The sequence below is a fragment of the Phyllobacterium sp. 22229 genome, from assembly GCF_052056495.1.
Lineage (GTDB): Bacteria > Pseudomonadota > Alphaproteobacteria > Rhizobiales > Rhizobiaceae > Phyllobacterium > Phyllobacterium myrsinacearum.
In genome coordinates, this window is record NZ_JBQEPA010000007.1 from 84,383 (window position 1) to 101,889 (window position 17,507).

Genomic DNA, 17,507 nt, shown 5'->3' on the forward strand with positions numbered 1-17,507 from the left:
TCAGTCCTCCAGCTCGACCAGCGCATCCACCTCGACGGCAACACCGCGCGGTAGCGAGCTGACGCCCACGGCGGCGCGGCTGTGGCGCCCGGCATCGCCGAACACCGCAACCATCAGATCCGATGCGCCATTGGCCACCTGCGGATGCTGGGTAAAATCCGGTGTCGCCGCCACAAAAACACCGAGGCGGACAATACGGCGCACGCTGGCAATGGTCCCGTCGGTGGCCGCTGCAATCTGCGACAGCACATTGAGTGCCGCGATCTCGGCGGCTCTGCGGCCTTCCTCCGGCGAAACGGATGCACCGGCGACGCCAAGGACGACATTCGCGTCATCGATGCGGCTGATCTGGCCCGATATGCTCAACAGGGTGCCGACGCGGACGACCGATACGTAATTGGCAACGGGGACGGACGCGACCGGCAGGTCGTGACCGAGACGTGCAAGTTTCTCTGCTATAGTGGCTGACATCATCATCTCCGGCTGACTATTCCGGCATCATCGGCCGCCCTGCCCGGCAGGTCCAATTCAAAACAGCGGCGTCACTGATCGATCTGGCTAATGTCTGAAAACCCGGATAAGCTGCTCGTAGGCTATCGAAAGCATGAGGCGAAATGCGCTCCTCCACCACCTTGCCGCCGTTGCAGGCGCTGCGGGCCTTCGAGGCCGTCGCCCGGCTGATGAGTTTTCGCCGGGCAGGCGAAGAACTGCTCATCACGCAAAGCGCCGTCAGCCATCACATCCGCCAGCTGGAAGCGTTTCTCGGCCTGCCGCTGTTTGTGCGCAAGGCACGCAGCATCACCCTGACACCCGAGGGCGAAGACTATCGCGCCCGCACCGCCGACGCGTTCCGCCTCATCGCCGCCGCCACTGCGGATCTACGCGGCAGGAGCAGGCGCAGCACCGTCCGCGTCAGCCTGCTGCCCTCCTTTGCCGCCAACTGGCTCGTATCGCGCCTGCATGGGTTTCAATCGCAGCATCCCGGCATCGATCTTGAGCTTGATCCCACCCTGCGCAGTGCGGACATTGCCGCCGGGGAGGCCGATATCGCCATCCGCTATGGCGACGGAAACTGGCCCGGGGTCGATGCGCGCCTGCTCATGGCCGAAGAGCTCAGCCCCGTTATCAGCCCGGCGCTTCTGCAATCGGACAAAGCCATCACCGCGCCGGAGGATTTGCTGCGCCACACATTGCTGTTCGCCAGAAAGCCGGTGGACTGGCAGGTCTGGGCCGATGCCATGGGCCTTGATCTGGCCGGCGCCCGCACCATCCAGCTGACCGATTACAACATCACCCTGCAGGCGGCGCTGGACGGCCAGGGCATTGCCATCGGCCGTATGCTGCTGATCCGCGACCATGTGCGGACCGGACGCCTGATGCAGCCGTTTGCACGGACGATCACCTCCACCAGAACCGCCCATTGGCTGGTGACACCCCAAAAAGGCCGGATCACACCGGCCGCCCAGACGTTTATCAATTGGCTGATCACGGAAACCCAAGCCGTGTCCGCCCACCACCATGGAGAAACCGGCAATGGCCTATGAACTCTATTACTGGGACGGCATACAGGGACGCGGCGAGTTCATCCGGCTGGCGCTCGAAGAAGCCGGCGCCGCCTATATCGACATCACCCGCGAAACCGGCAGCGGACGCGGCACGGCGGCGATGATGCAGAAGCTCAAGGGTATGGGCGGTCTGCACACACCATTCGCCCCGCCCTTTGTGAAAGACGGGGAACTGCTTGTCTCGCATGTCGCCAACATCCTCTTTTATCTCGGCCCCAAACTCGGCCTGGCGCCGGAGGATGAGGGATTGCGCTATGCCGCCAATGGCCTGCAACTGACCATCACCGACTTTGTCTGCGAGGTGCACGACACGCATCACCCCATCGCAACCGACCTCTATTATGAAGACCAGAAAGAAGCGGCGAAGGCGCGCTCAGTCAGCTTCATCGATCATCGCATCCCGAAATATCTCGGCTATTTCGAGCGCAATCTTGCCAATAATCCCGGCGGTGACAGGCACAGCGTCGGCAACAGGCTCAGCTATGTCGACCTTTCGCTGTTTCAGGTGATCGAGGGGCTGAGATATGCCTTTCCCCGCGCCACGCGGTTATTCGATCGCCAGTATCCCCTGCTGATGGCATTGCACGACCGGGTGCGGGAGCGGCCCAACATTGCCCGCTATCTCGCCTCGCCGCGGCGTATTCCCTTCAACGAGTCAGGCATTTTCCGCCACTACCCGGAACTCGATCAGGACGCAGCGTAAGACCGCCGGAGAACGGCCACCTGTTTTCCCTCGGCGCAAAGACGTTCCGTCATGGCATCATGAAACGTTTCATCACTCAATAAAATGCGCCTGGCTTCACGCCGCGCCATCTGCAGAATCGCGGGTGGAACATCTCTGCCGTAAAATACGACATCGGCCATTTGCAGCAGGCGCATGGCCTTGAGTGTCAGAAGCTCGGGGTCATCGCTCCCGACCGGGATGACAGTCACGGTGCCCGTGCGTGTATTGCCATCATTGGCTATATCCACTGCCCGTGCCTGCAGCTTGGCCTCTTCGTCGGGCAATGGGTCCACGCCAAAGGCGCGATTGACAAAATCCTCCCAGAACAGCCTTCGCTGGCAGCCGGGCTGAAGCACGTCCACGATACGGCTGCGCAATTGATGCGCCAGCCGTGCCCATACCGCCAATGATACGGGCAGGATCGTCTCGATCCGCCGCCGGATTGCCTGCCCCAGAATGGGCGCGGCGCCATCGGTGGAAATGCCGATCACCACGGGCGAGCGGTTGACGATAGCGCCGAACTGAAACCCGCAGAATGCCGGTTTGTCGATGACATTGCACGGCACACCGGCTTGCGTGGACGCATGCAGAAATGCTTCAGCCTCCTGTTCCGTTGCAGCATCGGCGACGGCAATGGCAGCACCGTGCAAATCCACCGCTGCCCACCGGCGCGCGTGATGAATGAACGGTCCCGCCGCAATCAGCGCGGACATTTCCTCGCTCATGGCTTCGGCGTAGACATGCACCTCGGCGCCCGAAGCGGCCAGCAGTTCGGCTTTCCACGCGGCGGCAGCGGTTCCGCCCGCAACGACACCGCGCTTGCCCTGAAGGCTGAAAAACACCGGCAGCACCGCCAGCTGCCCGATACCGCCGGGGCGCGGACTATTCTGCGGCCTGGAGACGATTTGCATCGACAATCCCCCTGATCTCGGCGCGGCACGAACCGCAATTCGTTCCGGCCTGCAAAGCCTCGCCAATGGCGGCGACGGTCTGGCAGCCGCCGCGTGCGGCACTGGCGATCTCGTTGCGGCCGACGGAAAAACACGAACAGACAATCGCGCCCTTGTCGGGCATATCTCCGCCGGGCCGTCCCGCCAGAAGCTGGAAGCGGTTCTGCGCCGCGGGAAAGCGCTGCGACAGCTGATCACTGGCCCAACTGCGCGACACGGCGACGGGCTGGCGGGCGATATAGAGCGCGCCGGTCAGGGCATCGCCTGAAAAAGCGGCCAAGCGCTGCTGGCCATTCCTTGCATCGTGGTAACGCAGCAGCGGCGCATCATCGCCGCAGCCAAAAAGTTCTCCGGCAAACACCGCCCAGTCATCCGGCTCGTGAAGACCGGCCAATTCGATCCGGTATCCGCCATGCGCCTTGGCGAGTGCCCAGTAATCCGTGGCAATCGCCGGGGGCTTGTTGCGCAACACAGCAAAGCCGTACCAGGCCGCCGCAAAAGGCTGGATATCCACCCTTGCCATCTTCAGCGCGGGCTGGCCGGAGACCGGATCGGTCCGGGATGCCACCAGGCTGCCGACACGCGCACGGCCGGAAAACTGGTTGGTCCAGTGCATGGGCACGAACACGCTGCCGCGCGCCTGCCTGTCGGTCAGCAGGGCTCGGACGACGATATCGCCATGCGCGTTGTGCAACCGGACAAGGCTCGCATCGGCAATCCCCAGTTCCACGGCATCGAGCGGATGTATCTCCGCAAAGGGTTCGGCGAAATGCGCAGACAGGCGCGCGCTCTTTCCAGTGCGCGTCATCGTGTGCCAGTGATCGCGCACTCGCCCGGTGTTCAGCGTGAATCGTTGATCGATCGCACCGGTATCGGCCGGAGGCACCGCAACGAACCGTGCCCGGCGATCGGGGGTGAAGAAGCCTCCATCCGCAAAAAACCGCCCGCCACCTGTCGCCGCGTGCTGGCTCTGCGGCCATTGGAATGGGGAAAGCCTGTCATAGGCGCGCGCGGATATGCTGGCATGGGCCGCGATATCGAAATCGCGGCTGCCCTTGTTCTCCACTCCCGACAAAGCGGCGTGTTCGGCAAAGATCTGCGCGGGATTCTGATAGGCGAATGCGGCGGCAAAGCCCATGCGTCTTGCCACTTCGGTGATGATCCACCAGTCCGGTTTGGCCTTATCAGGCAGGGGCAAGAACGGCCGCTGCCGGCTGATGCGCCGTTCCGAATTGGTGACCGTTCCGTCTTTCTCGCCCCATCCGGCCGCGGGCAGAAGCACATGGGCATAAGCGGTCGTGTCGGTTTCCGCATTGATGTCGGAGACCACCACAAACGGGCAGGCTTTCAGCGCCTTCGCCACGTGATCGGCTTCCGGCATGGAATCGGCCGGGTTGGTCGCCATGATCCACAGGGCCTTGATCCGGCCATCGCCAACCGCCTTGAACAGATCGACCGCCTTCAGCCCCGGCCGCGCCGCGATAGCCGGAGAAGCCCAGAAATCCTGCACCAGCCGCCGGTGCCCGGCATTCTCGATCTGCATGTGGCTTGCCAGCATATTGGCAAGCCCGCCCACCTCGCGCCCGCCCATGGCATTGGGCTGTCCGGTGACCGAGAACGGACCCATGCCGGGGCGGCCGATGCGGCCCGTTGCCAGATGGCAGTTGATGATGGCATTGACCTTGTCCGTACCAGATGCCGACTGGTTGACACCCTGGCTGTAGACCGTCACGCAACGCTCCGTCCGGGCAAACAGCGTGAAAAAGGCAAGCAATTGGTCCGGCGCTATGCCGGTGTGCTGCGAAATCACGTCCAGATCGCAGAAACTGGCTAGGGCCAGCGCCGCCTCAAAACCTGACGTGTGCCGCTCGATATAGGCATGGTCCAAGGCCCCCTCTTTGGCGAGAAATCCGAGCAAGCCCACGAACAGCGCCGTATCCCCGTCGGCGCGGATCGGCAGGTGCATGTCGGCGATATCGGCGGTCATGGTGCGGCGCGGATCGATAAGGACAACACGCATCTGCGGACGCCTGACCTTGGCCGCGGCGATCCGCTGATAGAGCACCGGATGGCACCAGGCGAGATTGGACCCGGTCAGCACGATGAGATCGGCAAGCTCCAGGTCTTCATAGGTCCCCGGAACGGTATCCGACCCGAAGGCCCGCATATGCCCCGCCACCGACGACGACATGCACAGCCGCGAATTGGTATCGATGTTCGCCGAACCGATGAAACCTTTCATCAGTTTGTTGGCGACGTAATAATCCTCCGTCAGAAGCTGCCCCGAAACATAGAAAGCAACACTGTCCGGACCATGCTCCGTGATTGCAGCGTTGAAACGGCTGGCAACGAGATCCAGCGCCTTGTCCCAGCTCGCCGCCTTGCCGCCGATCTGCGGTTCGAGCAGCCGGCCATCCAGATGAACCGTTTCACCGAGCGCCGACCCTTTGGAACAGAGCCGTCCGAAATTGGCGGGATGCTCCGGGTCCCCGGCAATGGCAACCGTCCCGTCATCACCGGGTGTTGCGAGCACGCCGCATCCGACGCCGCAATAGGGACAGGTGGTGCGAACCGCCGGGGTGTCCATGCCGCTCTACTCCGCCGCCATGGCGGTGACCGCCAGCCGGGCCAGAATGCGGTCGCCGTCCAGCCGGATCGCGATGGTTTTCACGCTGCCCTCGTCTGCGCCAAGTGCCTTGCCCGTCTCCAGCGAAATGACCCAATTGTGCAAGGGACAGGTCACCGCCGCGCCATGGACGATGCCCTGGCTGAGCGGTCCGCCCTTGTGCGGGCACTGATCGTCAATGGCAAAAATCTGGTCTTCCATGGTGCGGAAAACCGCGATCCTGCCATCGGGCGTGTTCACGCAGCGGGCACCACGGCGCGGAATGTCGTTGATTGTTCCAATCTCAACCCAGTTCATCACTTTACTCCGCTGCCTGCTGGTAACCGATTTTGGCCATGGGCTGGAATTCATGCTTGTCGACGCCGGAAACACGCTCCGACCACGGATCGACCTGCGCAAAAGTCTGGCTGAAGACAAAGCGGTCGAAATAACCGCGGCGCTTCACCGCGTCCTGCATGATCTGGCGGCGGATTTCCTCGAGACCGACGCGCTTGGCCCATTTGTAGATGCGTTCGAGATAGCGGCCCTGCTCGCGGTACATCTGCGTCAGCGCCACCACATGTTCGAGCGCCTCATCCTCGGTCTTGACCAGCCCCAGAACTTCCGTCCCCTTGATGTCGAGGCCCGCCGCCCCGGCGAAATGAATCTCGTATCCGGAATCGACACAGATGATGCCGACATCCTTGCAGGTGGCTTCGGCGCAATTGCGCGGACAGCCCGACACCGCCATCTTGACCTTGGCGGGCGTCCACGATCCCCACATGAATTTTTCGATGCGAATGCCAAGCCCGGTCGAATCCTGCGTGCCGAAGCGGCACCAGTCGGTCCCGACACAGGTTTTTACCGTGCGCAGCCCCTTGGCATAGGCTTGCCCCGAGACAAATCCCGCCTTGCCGAGATCGGCCCAGACGGCCGGCAAGTCTTCCTTCTTGACGCCCAGCATGTCGATGCGCTGGCCGCCGGTGACTTTGACAGCCGGAATGGCGAATTTGTCGACCACATCGGCGATGGCCCGCAATTCCTTCGCATTGGTGACGCCGCCCCACATGCGCGGCACGACGGAATAGGTCCCGTCCTTCTGGATATTGGCATGCACCCGTTCATTGATGAAGCGCGACTGGTAGTCGTCGGCATATTCATCCGGCCAGTCGGCAACGAGATAATAGTTCAAGGCCGGGCGGCACTTGGCGCAACCGCACGACGTCTTCCATTCCAGTTCCTGCATCACGGCCGGAATGGATTTCAGCTTCTTCGCCTTGATCAGCCGCCTGATATCGTCATGGCCAAGATCGGTGCAACTGCACATGGGCGTCACGGCCGATGGGTTGTAGGATTCGCCCAGCGTCAGGGCCAGCAGCTGTTCGACCAGCCCGGTGCAGCTGCCGCAGGAGGCGGAGGCCTTGGTATGAGACCGCACATCATCCAGCGAGGTCAGCCCCTTGCCGGATATGGCACCGGTGATCTTGCCCTTGCATATGCCGTTGCAGCCGCAGATTTCCGCATCATCTGGCAAGGCTGCAACGGCCGCCATAGGGTCCAGCGGGGACCCTCCCTGGTAGGACTGGCCGAAAATCAATGTGTCGCGCATCTGCGAAATGTCGGTGCGTTTTTTGGTCAGGTCATGGAACCAGGCGCCGTCGGATGTCTCGCCGTAGAGCACCGTGCCGATGATGCGGTCATCCCTGAGCACCAGCCGCTTGTAAACACCGGCGGCGGCATCGCGCAGGACGATCTCCTGCCGGTCGTCGCCCTCGCCAAGATCACCGACCGAGAACAGGTTGATGCCCGTCACCTTCAGCTTGGTCGGCGTCTCGCTGTGCACGAATTTCGCCTCCGCATCATCGGCCAGTTGTGCCGACACCACCCGCGCCATTTCATAAAGCGGCGCGACCAGCCCGTAGCATTGTCCGCCCACCTCGGCGCACTCGCCGATGGCGAAAATATCGGGATCGGAGGTCCGCATGCCGGCGTCGACAACGATGCCGCGATTGGTTTCAAGCCCGGCTTCCCTGGCAAGCAGGGCGTTGGGGCGGATACCCGCCGCCATGACCACCAGATCGGCGGGAAGTGTCGTGCCATCGGCCAGCAGGACGCCTTCCACCCTGTTCTGGCCGGTGATCTCCTTGGTGCTGGCTTTGGTCATCACGCGGATGCCGCGCGCTTCCACCGCCTGTTCGAGCAGATAGCCCGCAGCGGGGTCGAGCTGGCGCTCCATCAGCGTCGGCATGATGTGGAGAACCGTCACATCCATGCCGCGTGATTTCAGGCCGGCGGCGGCTTCCAGACCCAGCAGCCCGCCGCCGATGACCACGGCGCGCGCGCGGGACTGGGCGGCAAGCAGCATGGCGTTCACATCGTCGAGATCGCGATAGGTCAGGACACCCGGCAGGTTGTTGCCGGGAACAGGCAGGACGAAGGGAACCGAACCCGTTGCGATCAAAAGCTTGTCGTAGCTTTCGGTCGTCCCGGCATCGGAGGTGACCGTCTTGGCCTCCCGATCGATCCCGATGATCCTGTGACCCTTGTAGAGCGTGATGCCGTGCTTGATGTACCAGCCATCGCCATGGATGATGATTTCCTCGAATTCCTTCTCACCTGACAGCACCGGCGACAGCATGATCCGGTCATAATTGACGCGCGGCTCGGCATTGAAAATGGTGACGTCATAGCTATCGGGCGCCATCTCGAAGAGATGTTCGAGCGCCCTGCCCGGCGCCATGCCATTGCCGATGACGACGAGTTTCTGCTTTTTCGCGGCTGTTTGCATCTTACGCGGCCTCCACAAGACGGTGCCGCTCGTAGAGGAATTTCAGCACGGACGAACGGCAGCGGATATAGGTGGCATCGGCGGCAAGCTCGATGCGGCGGCGCGGGCGATCCAGTGGAACGTCGAGGATTTCGCCTATTCTGGCGGAAGGACCATTGGTCATCATGACGATGCGGTCGGAGAGCAGCACGGCTTCATCCACATCGTGGGTGATCATCAAGACCGTATTGGCAAGCTCCGTGTGGATCTGCATGACCTGATCCTGCAGGTGCGCACGGGTGAGCGCATCCAGCGCACCGAACGGCTCGTCCAGCAGCAGCACCTTGGGTTCCATGGCCAGCGCCCGGGCAATGCCGACGCGCTGCTTCATGCCGCCGGAGACTTCCGAGGGGCGCTTGTCCCTCGCATGCACCATCTGCACCAGTTCCAGATTGCGCATGGTCCATTCATGCCGTTCCGCCCGGCTTTTGCTGGCGGAAAAGACCTTGTCGACCGCCAGCTTGACGTTTTCATAGACCGTCAGCCAGGGCAGCAGCGAATGGTTCTGGAACACCACGGCACGGTCGGGTCCCGGTGTGTCGACGACAGTGCCTTCGAGAAACACCACGCCGCGCGTCGCCTGTGTCAGCCCGGCAACGATGTTGAGCAGTGTGGATTTTCCGCAGCCGGAATGGCCGATGATCGAGATGAATTCGCCTTTTTCAACGCTCAGCGAGACCTGATTGAGAACCTGTGTGCTGGCACCGCCACGGCTGAACACCATGTCGATCTGTTCGAGGGAGAGATAGGGTTTCGACATGATGGCTTCCTCAAGCGCTTGCAGTGTTGCGGGTGACGGTCCGGGCGACGAAGGCGATGGCGCGGTCGAGCAGATAGCCGACGACGCCGACATAGATCAGAGCCAGGATGATGTCGCTGATGCGCGACGAGTTCCACGCGTCCCAGATGAAGAACCCGATGCCGACGCCGCCGATCAGCATCTCGGCGGCGACGATGGCCAGCCACGACAGGCCGATGCCGATGCGCAGACCGGTGAAGATGTAGGGCGCGGCGGCGGGGATCATGATCTTGGTGAAATATTCGAACTGGTTGAGACGCAGCACCCGCGCGACATTCTGGTAATCCTGCGGAATGTTCCTGATGCCCACGGCGGTGTTGATGATGATTGGCCAGATCGCCGTGATGAAAATCACGAAAATCGCAGAGGGGTTGCCGTCCTTGAAGGCAGCCAGGGAGAGCGGCAGCCAGGCCAGCGGCGGCACCGTGCGCAGCACCTGAAAGATCGGGTCAAGCCCGCGCATCGCCCATTCGCTCTGGCCGACAAGGGTGCCGAGCGCAATGCCCGCAACCGCCGCAAGACAATACCCCAGTGCCACACGCTTCAGACTGGCGAGGATATGCCAGAACAGCCCCTGATCGACACCCTGTCCGGCATAGAACGGATGGACGATCAGCTCCCATGTTTCCGAGACCACCCGTGAGGGCGGCGGCACGCTTGCCGTCGGCGAGGAACAGAGGATTTCCCACAGCACCAGCAGGAAGACCAGCGTGATGACGGGCGGCACCACATGCGCCGCCAGCGAGGTCAGCCATGGCGGCAGACGGCGGGGTGAACCTGTCTTCGGCGGGAGGGAAAGGGTCATGATTTTGGCCGCCTGGGGCTTTTCGGTCGGACGGATGGGAACAGGGCTGGCTGTCATGCCGGTTTCCTCACGCAAAACGTTTGATTTCAAGACTGGCGAGATAGGTTTGCGGGGCGTCCGGATCGAACACCTTGCCATCGAAGAAAGTCTCCGGACCGCGCGACGGCGACGCCGGAATATCGGCGGCGGCAACGCCAAGCTCCCTGGCGGCTTCGCGCCAGATGTCCTCGCGGTTCACCTTGCCGACCAGCGCTGAAATATCGGTGTCGGGCGCAAATTTGCCCCAGCGGATATTCTCGGTCAGGAACCATTTTTCGTGGCTCTGGAAGGGATAGGATGTGTGATCGCGCCAGAACTTCATCAGATGCGGGCTGGCCGTTTCGACCCGGCCGGAACCGTAGTCGTAGTCGCCTTTCAACCGCCCAGCGATATCGGTTGCGGGCACATTGAACCAGGCGCGCTTGCCGACCATGGCCGCCAGCTCGTCCTTGTTGGCGATATCATCAGCCCATTGCTGCGCTTCCATCACCGCCATCAGCAGGGCCTTGGTGGCATTCGGGTTCTTCTCCACCCAGTCCGCCCGCATGGCGAAGGATTTTTCCGGGTGTTTGGCCCAGATTTCGGCGGTGTTGACGGCGGTGTAGCCGATGCCCTGATTGACGAGCTGGGCATTCCACGGCTCGCCGACACAGAAGCAGTCCATGGTGCCGACCTTCATGTTGGCCACCATCTGCGGTGGTGGAACCACGATGGTTTCCACGTCCTTGTCCGGGTCGATCCCGCCGGCGGCCAGCCAATAGCGGATCCACAGATCGTGCGTGCCGCCGGGGAAGGTCATCGCCGCCTTTGCCGCATTGCCTTCCGCCTTCTTCCGGGCAAAAGCCTCCTTGAGCACACCCGCATTGACCCCGGCTTTCAGACCGGCATAGGCCGAACCCACCGAAATGCCCTGCGCATCGAGATTGAGGCGCGCGAGGATGACCATCGGCAGGGGCTGGTTGTTCTGGGTGACCTTGCCGGTGCTGATCAGGTACGGCATCGGTGTCAGGATATGCGCGCCGTCAATGCCGTTGCCCGCCGAACCGAGCACCAGATTGTCGCGCGTCGTGCCCCACGACGCCTGCTTGACCACCTCGACATCGGGCATGCCGTGCTTGGCAAAAAGGCCCCTTTCCTTGGCAACGATCAGCGGCGCGGCGTCGGTCAGCGCAATGAACCCGAGCGTCGCCTTGGTGGTCTCGGGTCCGGCAGCGGCCGCATGGGCGCCGCCGGGAAGCGCGGCCTTTGCCGCCGCCAGCAGCGCCAGCGTGCCCCCTGCCCGCAAAAGCGTTCGTCTCGTCAAGCCTGTCGGCAAAATCACCTTCATCGCAATTCCCCTTTGCAGCGCTGCTTCTGGTGCAGCTTGAGCCATAAAAAAACGCCGCCGGATGAAGTGCATTCACCCGATCCGGTGAATGAACTCGCCCAAGCGACGTCTGTGTCTTTGAAAGCATCCGATGGCGATGCTCGCGGTTCCTGTCTTCGTTGACGGAACGGTTTTATAAAAGCAATAAGCGTGCCAACCGGGTATTATATTTATAAGATATTGTAATTAATGTATATTTTTATAGCCCAGATATTTTTCGTTGCAGGCAATCGAAGGGCAGCGCAGGCGAAATGAGCAGAACGGACATCAAATCCGCTCATTTATTGTGCAGAGCACAAATTCTGCCCATTAGGCCTCGTCCGGGGTTGCGGCGGGATTTTCAAGATTGTGGACATCAAAGCCCTTGACATAGGCGGGAATGTCCTGGGGATCGAACACGGCGCCGTCGATGAACCCGTCCTGGCGCTGGCCGCCCTCCACGCGCGCATCCGCCACGGGAATACCGGCGCGAGGTCCGAGCGCATGACGGTAGAGATCTGGACGGAAGGCGGTCGCGACCTTCGCCTGCTTGTCCGGCGAATGATCCACCTGCCCCCACCGCACCATCTGGCTGAATATCCATTGAGCCTGGCTGACCCAAGGGAAGTTTGCGCCGTCGCGGTGGAAGGTGAAGTAGTCGGAGACCGTCCGCTCGTGCCCGTCGGGGTCGGTGGTGAACCTGCCCATGAGAACCCGGTGCAGGATGTCCACCGGCGCATCGATGTAACGCGGCTCGGCCAGAACCTCGGCAAGCACGCGGCGATTGTCCGGCACATCGCACCACGCAGCCGCGCGATCCAGCGCAACGATCAGCCGCGCCAATGTTTCAGGATTGGCATCCGCCCATTCCGGCCGCACGCCGATGACCTTTTCCGGGCTGGACGGCCAGATGTCCTCCTTGACGGCAACAATGCGTCCGACCTCGCGCGCGACAGCCACCATATTCCAAGGCGCGCCGACGCAGAAACCGTCAATGGCCCCCGCCGACAGGGCATCGGATGTCATGGGCGGCGGCACGACCACCAGTTTGACGTCGCGGTCCGGATGGATGCCGCCTGCCGCCAGCCAATAGCGCAGCTCATAATTGTGCGATGAAAACGGATAGGTCGTGCCCAGCACCGGCAATGGCTCGCTGCGCTCTTTCATATCGTCGATCACGCGCTTGAGAGCCTCGGCATTGGCAAGCGCGCCCTCGTCTCCGGCCAGATCTGCCAGCGCCTGCATGCGGCGATACAGCTTCACCGACAGGGTAATGGCATTGCCGCCGCGCCCCAGCGTGAACGGCGTGATGACCGCTGACGGATTGGAACCGAGCCCCAGGGCGGAGGCGACCGGCATGGGCGCCAGCATGTGGGCGGCATCGAACTGCCGGAAGGCCAGCCGATCCCGGATATTGGCCCAGGACACGTCTTTCACCAGTTCAAGCTGAATGCCTTCACGCGCGGCGAAACCAAATTCGGCCGCCGCGATCAGAACCGAAGCATCGACAAGCGGAATGAAGCCCGCGCGAACGACACGGACGCCCTCGCGGCGGACCGCTGCCGGTGCTGCGAGGCCGCCGCCCATATCCTGGCCATTGTCCATCCGGATAAAACTCACGGCCAACCTCTCTTTCTAACTTCCCAGCATGGCAGCCGCCATGACGACGCTCTGTGCGATATCGGCGAGCTTCTTCTTCTCGTTCATGGCCGCCTGCCGCAGCAGCGCATAGGCCTCGTCTTCCGATATTGTGCGCGATTTCATCAAAATACCCTTGGCGCGCTCGACGACCTTGCGCTCTTCCAGGGCGCTTTTTGCCTCGGCCAGTTCCTGCTGCAGCCGGCTGAAAGCCTTGAAGCGGCTGACCGCCATGTCGAGAATGGGCTTGACGCGCTCCTTCTTCAGGCCATCGACCACATAGGCGGACACGCCGGCATCCACCGCAGCCTCGATCGACGCGGTATCGGAGCTGTCGACAAACATGGCGATCGGCTTGCGCACGGAGCGGCTGAGCTGGAACAGATGCTCCAGCATGTCGCGATTGGGGGTTTCGATATCGATGACGATGACATCGGGCGCGATCCGCTCGATCTGGCGGGCAAGCCCGACAATGTCATGCAGAACAACGACGCGGTCATGACCCGCCTCCCGCAAGCCTTCCTCGATAATGGAAGCGCGGATGCGGTTTTCGTCGAAGACCATGATGGTGAGCGCAGCGGACATGCCTTAATTTTGCGCATGCACCAAAATTGTGCAATGCTACATTAGGACACATCGGCAAAGGCAGGGATAGGAGGCCATTTCCCGGCGGAAACAGCCTCCCATTGCGATTGATCAGGCCTTGAAAGCAGTCCTTGGCAGTTCGGACAGCACTTCCGCCCTGTTGCCGCGCATGATGACGATCTCCTCGAGGCGGATGCCGAATTTGCCGTTGAGATAAATTCCCGGCTCGATCGAGAACACATGCCCGTCCTCGAGAATGGCCTCGGACGTCGCGGTGATATAGGGCGGCTCGTGAATGTCGATGCCCATGCCATGGCCGGTGCGGTGCAGGAAATATGCGCCGTAACCCGCCTGGGTGATCACATCGCGCGCCGCCTTGTCGACCTCCTTGGCGACGACACCCGGCTTGGCCGCAGCCAGCGCCGCCTTGACGGCCGCATCGAGAACCGCATGCACCTTGTCGAAATCTTCAGGCGTTTCACCGCAGACGGCAACGCGGGTCATGTCGCTGGGATAGCCGTCACTGCGCCCGCCAATGTCGATCAGCACGGCTTCATTGGCCTTCAGCACCCGCTCGCCGGTGTGATGGTGCGGAAACGCCCCATTCTCGCCGAAACAGACGCTGGTGAATTCCGGCTTTGCATTGTTTGCCTTGTAGTAGTCCCGGACAACACCGGCAATCTCAAGCTCCGTCACACCGGGCTTCAACGCGGCAAATGCCGCACGCATCGCGCCATCATTGATGAGCGCATTGGCCTTGAGCGCGGCATATTCCGCATCATCCTTGCGGGCGCGCAAATAGCCGACGGTGTCGCTCAGGAAGGTGCGTTTGGCACCCGGCAGCGCATCGATCACCAGCAGGGCGAAATCCGCCCGCATCGTTTCATCCAGCGCGATCCTGATATCCTGCTTTGTCCCGACGACGTCTTTCAAAACGGCGGCCAGCGCCGCATCGGGACCCTCGCCGTCCGTCCATGGATAGAACGGAAGGTCGGTGTGCTGGCGCGAGCTGTCGGCATTGAGCGCCGGCATCAAAATCCCGGCGCGATCCCTGCCGACAAACAGCATGACCGGCCGCTCGTCGCCATGCGGCGAGAGCCCGGCAAGCCAGACCATGTGCGAGGAAGGACCGACAACCACCAGGTCGGTTGCGGTTTCAGCCATGCGCTCCCGCAGGCGCGCCATCCGAAGTTCAGACATTTTACTATTCCCGTTGTTATGGATGCCAGATACCGGCCGCCCGGCGATCCGGGCAGCCTTTTGAGGAGTTCAGGTCAGTTCTTCTTCACGAGACGGTAGAAGACGAAGTCCGAGGTCGCGCCGTTGACATAGCCCGAAACAGTCTTGGCAAGCGCAACCTGCGTTGCCGCCTGGAACATGACGATGATCGGCGATTTCGCCTGCACCTGCTTCTGCAGATCGACATACATCTGGTTGCGCTTGGACGGATCGGCTTCCGCCCGCGCCGCCTTCGTTGCGGCATTGAGTTCGGCGGGCACCGCCCAGCCATTGCGCCACGTGGTGGTCGACTGGTAGTTGCCGTCGGAATTGTCCTCATTGAAGGCAAATGCCTTGGCGTTCGAATCCGGGTCCATGAAATCCGGGCCCCAATAGAGCAGCATGGCTTCATGCGTGCGGGCACGGTATTTGGTGATGACCTGGCTGCCCGTCCCCGGAATGATGTTGAAGTTGATCCCGGCTTCGGCAAAGCCCGCCTGCAGCGACTGCGCCATGTCGGTGAACGGCGTCGAGTTGATCACGTCGAGCGTCACCTTGATCGGGGTTTTCACACCGGCATCGGCAAGGATCTTCTTCGCCTTGGCCGGATCATAGGCATAGGGTGTCTCATCGAGCGATCCGGGGAAACCCGCCGGCCAGAATGCCTGATGCACCTGCATCTGGCCCTTGAGGAACGAGTCCGTCATGCCCTTGTAGTTGACGAGATAGCGCGCGGCTTCCCAGATGGCCGGATTGGTCAGCGCCTCGTCCTTCTGGTTCAGGCTGAGGAAATGCACGGCGGCCTGCGGATAGGTCTCCACATTGACCGTGCCCTTGGTCGAAAGGCTGGCGACCTGATCCGGCGTCAGGTTCTTGGCAATATCCACATCGCCGGATTCGAGCAGCAATTGCTGCGTCGCGGCTTCCGCCACATGGCGGATGATGACCGACTTCATGGCCGGAGCGCCGGCGAAATAGTTGGGATTGCCGGCGAGGTTGATGATCTCGGCCGGACGGAAAGCTTTGAGGACAAAGGGGCCTGTCCCGGCGGAATTCGCCTTGAGCCAGGCATTGCCCATGTCGCCATTGGCTGCGTGGCCCTGTACCGTGACGGCATCGATGATCGAGGCCGGGCGGGCGGCGAGAACATTGAGCACAAAGGCGGACGAGAAATCGCCATCATATTTGACGACGACCGTATTGCCCGACGCCGTGACCATCTTGTCATAGTTTTCTGGGGTCCAGCCCAGCTGCGCCAGGATGAAGGCAGGCGCCTTGTTCAGCGCGATGACGCGTTTCCAGGAATAAACCACATCTTCCGCGCGCAGCGGATTGCCGGATGTGAATTTCACCCCGTCCCGCAGGGTGAAGGTGATGGTCTTGGCGGCATCATCCGCCGTCCATGCCGTTGCCAGGCCCGGTGCCAGCGTCTTCACATCGGGTGCATCATACTGCACCAGACGGTCATAGGTCTGGGTCACATATTCGCCCGAGGTGAACTCATAGGCCTCGGCCGGATCGATGCTGACGATATCGTCGATGTTCTGGGCCACGACAAGCGCATTGCCGGGCGTTGCCGCATGGGCAAACGGCGCTGCCGGTATGATCATGGAAGCGGCCAGCAGTGCCGCCTTGAACAGTTTCATTGTACATTCTCCTCTGGATTGTTCTTGTTGTTGGGTTGTTTATGGAAGGTTTTAAAGCCGGGGCCGGAATACGGGCAATGTCCCGGTCCACAGAACCCGCGCCGTCTTGCCGGTGTCGTTCCACCAGGCATGGGGCCGGTTGCCGCGAAAATGCAGGCTGTCGCCCGCGGAGATCACCACCTCCTCGTCATCGAGCCTGTGGGTGATGACACCTTCGAGCACGTAGAGGATTTCTTCGCCTTCGTGGCTGACCGTTTCGGAACGATAACCCGCTGGTATGTGCATGATGACGGATGAGAGGACGTTCCCGGCAAAATCCGCGGCGATCTGCTCATAGACAATGGAGGAACCGTCGACCGAGAATTTCTGCCGCTCGCCCTGGCGCGTCAGCGCATCTTCCGCCGTGGGCGTGGCAATAAAATAATCCACCCCGACGTCGAGACTGCGCGCAATCTGCGCAAGCGTTCCCAGCGACGGTGTGGCATGATCGCGCTCGACCTGGCTGAGATAGCCGACCGAAATGCCCGCGGCGTCGCAGATTTCCTGCAATGTCAGCTGCAGTTGCCGCCGGCGTGCCCGGATCATGGCCCCTACCTTAAGCTGTGGCGCAGCGTTGCGAAATTCGGACGTCATGGGCGATTCCAATCCCAGTAAAATTTCTTTGATCTAAGCAAAAATTTTTGTATGGTCCAAGCAGAATCTTCGGCATGGTCAGGGAAAGTGTCATCGCACCCCCGGCGTTCAGACCGGGATCGACGGGA

The 17,507-nt window shown here is 61.7% G+C and carries 15 protein-coding genes; 2 read left to right on the forward strand and 13 right to left on the reverse strand.

The window, feature by feature from the left end:
- Positions 1–471: a RidA family protein gene (locus ACTJJ7_RS10380; RefSeq protein ID WP_440966947.1), complete on the reverse strand. Its 471-nt coding sequence runs from the start codon at positions 469–471 to the stop codon at positions 1–3.
- 143 nt (positions 472–614) lie between these two features.
- On the opposite strand from ACTJJ7_RS10380, the gene gcvA reads away from it, so the two are divergent.
- Together gcvA and ACTJJ7_RS10390 are read left to right on the forward strand one after the other, a co-directional pair.
- Complete coding sequence (gene gcvA / locus ACTJJ7_RS10385) at positions 615–1,544, forward strand: transcriptional regulator GcvA (RefSeq protein WP_440966949.1); 930 nt, start codon at positions 615–617, stop codon at positions 1,542–1,544.
- Positions 1,534–2,268 carry a glutathione S-transferase gene (locus tag ACTJJ7_RS10390; protein ID WP_440966951.1) on the forward strand — a complete coding sequence of 245 codons (735 nt, stop codon included), beginning with the start codon at positions 1,534–1,536 and terminating at the stop codon, positions 2,266–2,268. The genes gcvA and ACTJJ7_RS10390 overlap by 11 nt, the downstream gene beginning before the upstream one ends.
- Here the strand turns inward: ACTJJ7_RS10390 and ACTJJ7_RS10395 are convergent.
- The 12 genes from ACTJJ7_RS10395 to ACTJJ7_RS10450 all read right to left on the reverse strand — a co-directional run bounded on the left by ACTJJ7_RS10395 (position 2,253) and on the right by ACTJJ7_RS10450 (position 17,379).
- The gene (locus tag ACTJJ7_RS10395) at positions 2,253–3,200 is read right to left on the reverse strand and encodes an NAD(P)-dependent oxidoreductase (protein WP_440966953.1); all 948 of its coding nucleotides are present in this window, start codon (positions 3,198–3,200) and stop codon (positions 2,253–2,255) included. The genes ACTJJ7_RS10390 and ACTJJ7_RS10395 overlap by 16 nt on opposite strands.
- Entirely contained in the window at positions 3,172–5,826 is a 2,655-nt protein-coding gene (locus ACTJJ7_RS10400) for a nitrate reductase (protein ID WP_440966955.1), read from the reverse strand. The genes ACTJJ7_RS10395 and ACTJJ7_RS10400 overlap by 29 nt, the downstream gene beginning before the upstream one ends.
- A gap of 6 nt (positions 5,827–5,832) precedes the next feature.
- On the reverse strand, positions 5,833–6,162 hold the full coding sequence (gene nirD / locus ACTJJ7_RS10405) for a nitrite reductase small subunit NirD (protein ID WP_105735112.1): 330 nt from the start codon (positions 6,160–6,162) through the stop codon (positions 5,833–5,835).
- Between the two features lie 4 nt (positions 6,163–6,166).
- Positions 6,167–8,632 carry a nitrite reductase large subunit NirB gene (gene nirB / locus ACTJJ7_RS10410; protein WP_440966957.1) on the reverse strand — a complete coding sequence of 822 codons (2,466 nt, stop codon included), beginning with the start codon at positions 8,630–8,632 and terminating at the stop codon, positions 6,167–6,169.
- Between the two features lies 1 nt (position 8,633).
- A complete protein-coding gene (locus ACTJJ7_RS10415; protein ID WP_130272197.1) occupies positions 8,634–9,431 on the reverse strand; it encodes an ABC transporter ATP-binding protein in 798 nt (265 codons plus the stop codon).
- Positions 9,432–9,441: 10 nt separating this feature from the next.
- On the reverse strand, positions 9,442–10,332 hold the full coding sequence (gene ntrB, locus ACTJJ7_RS10420) for a nitrate ABC transporter permease (protein ID WP_440966959.1): 891 nt from the start codon (positions 10,330–10,332) through the stop codon (positions 9,442–9,444).
- A gap of 10 nt (positions 10,333–10,342) precedes the next feature.
- Positions 10,343–11,641, reverse strand: coding sequence for a CmpA/NrtA family ABC transporter substrate-binding protein (locus ACTJJ7_RS10425; RefSeq protein WP_440966961.1), 1,299 nt, complete (start codon positions 11,639–11,641; stop codon positions 10,343–10,345).
- A 348-nt stretch (positions 11,642–11,989) separates the two neighbouring features.
- Positions 11,990–13,264, reverse strand: a complete 1,275-nt coding sequence (locus tag ACTJJ7_RS10430) for a CmpA/NrtA family ABC transporter substrate-binding protein (RefSeq protein ID WP_440967131.1) — start codon at positions 13,262–13,264, stop codon at positions 11,990–11,992.
- A gap of 30 nt (positions 13,265–13,294) precedes the next feature.
- Complete coding sequence (locus ACTJJ7_RS10435) at positions 13,295–13,882, reverse strand: ANTAR domain-containing response regulator (protein ID WP_105735117.1); 588 nt, start codon at positions 13,880–13,882, stop codon at positions 13,295–13,297.
- Positions 13,883–13,993: 111 nt separating this feature from the next.
- Entirely contained in the window at positions 13,994–15,082 is a 1,089-nt protein-coding gene (locus ACTJJ7_RS10440) for a M24 family metallopeptidase (RefSeq protein WP_440966963.1), read from the reverse strand.
- A 74-nt stretch (positions 15,083–15,156) separates the two neighbouring features.
- Positions 15,157–16,746, reverse strand: coding sequence for an ABC transporter substrate-binding protein (locus ACTJJ7_RS10445; RefSeq protein WP_130272200.1), 1,590 nt, complete (start codon positions 16,744–16,746; stop codon positions 15,157–15,159).
- Positions 16,747–16,797: 51 nt separating this feature from the next.
- Positions 16,798–17,379, reverse strand: a complete 582-nt coding sequence (locus ACTJJ7_RS10450) for a helix-turn-helix domain-containing protein (RefSeq protein WP_440966966.1) — start codon at positions 17,377–17,379, stop codon at positions 16,798–16,800.
- Positions 17,380–17,507: the final 128 nt, after the last annotated feature.